Genomic DNA, 4,736 nt, shown 5'->3' with positions numbered 1-4,736 from the left:
CGAAAGCCACGTGCGGCATATCGGAGACATCCTCCCGCATTCACACGTGTCGTCCGACCGCTACGATGCCTCGTACTTTCTCCGGGAGATCCCCGAACTCGAGGAGGCATCCGTCGACGACGAGACGATTCTGCGCCACCGTGCCTTGCTTTACGAGTATTTGCGGCAGAAACGCATCTGTGAGCAGTGCATGGGATATGAGTGGTGCGGCAAGGCGGGCGACATGCGCGGCTTTGAGCAGGTCCTGGAAGTGAACGCGCGAGGTCTCGCGACCCGCGTTCGCCGCTGCATGCCGTTCAAAGAGCATGTGGTCAAAGAACGCGTACGCAGATATGCGCAGCTCGCGGGTGTGACGGAGATCGGCGACGAGTTTCGCTTCGAGAACTTTCCCGAGGAGCAGGCGAGAAAGTATCCCAAGGTGTTGAGATATGCGCAGGAATTCGCGCGCACGTGGAGCCCACAGGAGGCTCCGCGCGCAGGCTTGTACCTGTTCGGCCCTCCGGGCGTCGGGAAAACGCACCTCATGTTCGCCGTGTTTCGCGAGCTGCAGCGGCGGGGCGTGCCGTCTTTGGTGGTTCGGTCGGATTCACTCTTTGATCACATGCGGCACGTCATCGCGGCGGGTGACGATCTGGAGCCGTTTCTTGAGACGCTCTCCACGGTGCCGGTGCTCGGCATCGACGAATTCGCACAAGAGCGTGCGAACGAATTCAGCATGGAGAAACTGTTTCGGATCATTAACTACCGGTTCCACCACAAGCTGTCGACCTGGTTTACGAGCAACTTTAGTCCTCCCGATGCGTATCGGCGCGGAGTGGACGACCTTCTCGACACGGTCGCGCCACTCAGGTCCCGGGTGATGAGCATGTGCATTCTGGTGAAAATGGACGGCCCGGATGCGCGCCAGCGGAATCTCCGGACCTTGGTCTGACGTGTCAAAGGCGCGATGGCCCTGCCCGCTGAACGCAGAGGCCGACGAGAGCCACCTGATGAACGCGGCACTCGATTCGAGGGGCGCTTTTTTCAATCAGCGCAGCTTGCTTCCGGTCCCGCTCTTGCAGAGCCAGGGACCGCTCCTCATCCGTGAGTTCGTCCAGCAGGCTCTCATAGTAGGCGGACAACTGCGCGAGGTCGCCCTTAAGACGCGCCATCGCTTCTTGAGCCCAGGCATCGTCCTGCGCGGCGGCGTGATCGGCCAGCGCACGCTGGAGGTGCCTCCATGCTTCGTGAACCGTGTGGCGACTGTGCCGAAGAAGGTCGGGCGCAGGCACGCCGGAGAAGTCTCGGTGTTGAATCCGCTCGTAGAACCTATCCACGATTTGAAGGTTGTCCAGACACACGGCGTAGGAGAACCATTCCTCGCGGTTGAGGTCTGCCGTATAGGCAAAGACGCCGTTCACCATCATCCAAGGCACAACTTCGCGTTCCGCGTCACCTTCTCGCACACAGGCGATCCGGCCGCGCTGCGCTGCGCTCAGCAGAATCCGGTCGAACAGGGGGCTGCCGAAGTCGACGAGCTCGACGCGGCGTTTGACGCTCCATGAAAACGGCGCCGCGGGCTGTTCGGCGTTCAGCCGGGCCTCCTCTCGCGCGTGCGATTCGGCGTCAAATGCCAAGCGGAGGACGGTCGGTTCGACCGATTGATGGGTAGCCTCCACCCACATCCAGTAGAAGGGTCGCTCGATGAGCTCTTTGTCCACATCGGCGGGAAGCTCGTACTCCCGGTACATGGGCCGCGCCAGGAGCGTACGAGCGCCCACGGAGGTGAAGTATCGGTCGCAGAAGGACAGCCGCTGTTCAGGCGTCCGCAGTGGCGCTTGTGTTTCGAGGCTCAACGGCGATTTGCACCTCCCTTTCGCACGACGAGATCTTCCACTTGCACAGCCTTGAGCTGGGCCAAGAACTCCTCATCGTCGCGGCTTGTCATGGCGGCTTCAAAGATGCGCTTCTCCCAAAGATCCAATCGCACATCGCTCACAAGTTCATCGAGTCGGCCGATCACGGCCTCAAACATGCGCACCTTCTCCTGCAAGACCTCCAGGATGTGTTCCTCAATGGTGTCCTTTGTCACAAGGTGCACGACATGGCAAGCGTGCGTTTGGCCGAGCCGATGAATGCGTCCGATGCGCTGCTCGAGCCGCATCGGATTCCATGGCAGGTCATAATTGATCATATGATGACAAAACTGAAGGTTGATGCCTTCTCCGCCGGATTCGGTAGCCACCAGCACGCGTATCTTTTTGGAGAACAGCTCCCGCATCCAGTCTTTCTTTCCCCGGCGGAAGCCCCCTCGAAATGGCACCGCGCTGATCCCGTGTTTCTTGAGCGTATACATCAAGAAATCTTGCGATGCTCTGTACTCGGTAAAGATAATGATCTTTTCCGGCGCATCCTCCAGGAGCTTGAGCACGGCCTCCACCTTTGCGTACGACGGGATGGAGGTCCCCTGCTCAATCAACGACTGCAGGCGCCTGGCGCGCTCGGGATCGCGCGCCTTCTTCAACATTTTCTCCAGCGAGAGAAGAGCCGCGTATGCGGAACTGCAGATCTCGCGCTGAAGGGTGATGAGCGGGAGGATGGACGCGCGAGCCGCTCGCGAACGCTCAAACTCGCTCTTTAAAAACGACTGAACAGCTTCATAAAACGCGCGTTCCTCGGGCGTCAATTCGACGGGCATCACGCGCACGTGGCGCTTCGGCAGCTCGAGCGCTCCGTCCTCTCGCCGGTTTCGGATCATGACGCGGCTGATGGTCTGGCGGAGGGCGGCGGGATCTTTCGGCGTTCGCGGGCTGGCGACGAAGCGCTCGGCAAATTCCGCAGGGTTGCCGAGTTCTCCAGGCTTCAGCAGCGTGACCAAGGTGTGCAATTCCTTGAGCTGGTTCTGGACAGGTGTCGCCGTGAGCAGGAGCATGTACTTGTGCTGGAGCTGGTTCAGCAGCTGCCAATTCTTTGTGCTCGGGTTCTTGAGCTTGTGAGCTTCGTCGACGATAATCAGGTCCCACCATTGGGCTCGAACGCGTTCCGCGTGCGGGGGCCGCTTCGCGGTGTCGATGGATGCGACGATGACGCCTTCCGCGTCCCATGTCCATTCGTCCCGCTGTGGAACCGCATGGATGCGAAATTTCTGGTTCAACTCCTTAGTCCACTGGGACACGAGCGAGGCTGGCACGAGCACGAGTGCCTTTCGCACGAGTCCTCGGACGAGGTATTCCTTAAGGACAAGACCCGCTTCAATGGTTTTGCCGAGCCCCACCTCATCCGCGAGAATCGCTCTTCCGCGCAGATCGCGCACAACCCGAAGGGCCGTTTCCACTTGATGCGCAAGCGGGCTGAACTGCACGTGTTCCAGTGCAAGCAGCTGATCAAACGCGGGCGTGATGAAGGCCTGACGCGCCATCGCGCCGAGGCGGAACAGCTCCCAGTCGGCGTCTTGTGTCCCTCGCCCCACGCGCAGGAGCGCCTCGAGCTCGGCTTCCACATCGAGCCCGGCGATGGAGAACGACCATGGGCGTTGATCGGCGGCCCACAACTGGTCGGCGAGTTCTCGCACGTCGACCCCCTCCTCGTCTTGTTCTGCTCGCTGCAGTCATGTAGTATGTGACAGGTGATATCGATTCTTGCGCCCAAGGACGGTGGCGATATTGGGAAAGCGAACGCCGCTTTATGATCTCCACCTTCGCTTCGGGGCTCGCATGGTGGAGTTCCACGGGTGGGAGATGCCGGTGCAATACACCAGCATCTTGGACGAGCACCGCGCAGTTCGCACGAATGTGGGGATGTTTGACGTATCCCACATGGGCGAGATCGAGGTGGCCGGGCCCGATAGTTTTTCGTTTTTGCAGAGGCTTTTGACGAACGATCTGGGGCGGCTGAGGCCAGGGCGGGCGCTGTACACGCTGATGACGGACGATCGCGGCGGGACGCTCGACGATCTGCTGGTCTACCGATTGGAGGACGACCGTTTCTGGCTCGTGGTCAATGCCGCGAATCGGGAAGCGGATTTGGCCTGGCTCCGGGATCACATCCAGGGGGCCGGCGTGGCGGTGACGGATCGGTCGGATGAGGTGGCGCTCCTCGCGGTGCAGGGGCCACGCGCCGCGGAGTATCTCGAGCGGTTGGAACTCGAGGTCAGCGCTTTGCGCCCCTTTTCGTTTACGAGCGCTCGTTTTCAAGAGGGGGAGATGATCGTCTCCCGGACGGGTTACACGGGCGAAGATGGGTTCGAGTTGTACACCGACGGCGAGACCGCGCGCCAGCTGTTTGAGAAGCTTCACGCGCTGGGCGTCACGCCGTGCGGCCTCGGGGCGCGCGACACCCTGCGGCTCGAGGCGTGTCTGCCGCTGTACGGCCAGGAGCTGCGGCGGGACGTCACCCCTCTCGAGGCTTCGCTGGATCAATTTGTGAAGTTTGACAAGGGCGACTTCATCGGCCGCGAAGCGCTCCTGTCTGAGGCGGAAGCGGGGCCCAGCCGGCGGCTCGTCGGATTGGAAATGGCCGATCGCGCGATTCCGCGCACGGGTTACGCGGTGTTTCGCGGGGAGCATAGGGTTGGCGAGATCACGTCGGGGACCTTGTCGCCCACGCTCGAGCGCCCGATCGGGCTTGCGCGGGTGAGCGCGTCGGCTGCAGCCGTCGGCGAGACGCTCGAGGTGGAGATCCGCGGGAAGCGGCATGCCGCGCGCGTGGTGCCAATTCCGTTTTATCGGCGCCCGAAGGTGAGCTCGGCAAGTGCCAAG

4 protein-coding genes are annotated in these 4,736 nt (G+C 61.5%); 2 read left to right on the top strand and 2 right to left on the bottom strand.

Going from position 1 to position 4,736, the window contains the following annotated elements; all coding sequences use genetic code 11:
• A partial coding sequence (gene zapE / locus AS26_RS13170) for an AFG1/ZapE family ATPase (RefSeq protein WP_306303054.1) occupies positions 1-931 on the top strand: 931 nt, incomplete at its 5' end.
• Between the two features lie 4 nt (positions 932-935).
• On the opposite strand, the gene AS26_RS13165 is transcribed toward zapE, so the two are convergent.
• Together AS26_RS13165 and AS26_RS13160 are read right to left on the bottom strand one after the other, a co-directional pair.
• A complete protein-coding gene (locus tag AS26_RS13165; protein ID WP_062310482.1) occupies positions 936-1,835 on the bottom strand; it encodes a YqhG family protein in 900 nt (299 codons plus the stop codon).
• Entirely contained in the window at positions 1,832-3,550 is a 1,719-nt protein-coding gene (locus AS26_RS13160; protein WP_062310479.1) for a DEAD/DEAH box helicase, read from the bottom strand. The genes AS26_RS13165 and AS26_RS13160 overlap by 4 nt, the downstream gene beginning before the upstream one ends.
• Before the next feature lie 91 nt (positions 3,551-3,641).
• On the opposite strand from AS26_RS13160, the gene gcvT reads away from it, so the two are divergent.
• Positions 3,642-4,736, top strand: a 1,095-nt coding sequence (gcvT, locus tag AS26_RS13155; protein ID WP_062310476.1) for a glycine cleavage system aminomethyltransferase GcvT, incomplete at its 3' end; no start/stop codon positions are given.

Source organism: Alicyclobacillus sendaiensis NBRC 100866, from assembly GCF_001552675.1.
Classification (GTDB): Bacteria; Bacillota; Bacilli; order Alicyclobacillales; family Alicyclobacillaceae; genus Alicyclobacillus; species Alicyclobacillus sendaiensis.
The sequence above is the reverse complement of the archived record's forward strand: the minus strand, read 5'-3'. Positions and strand labels throughout refer to the sequence as shown.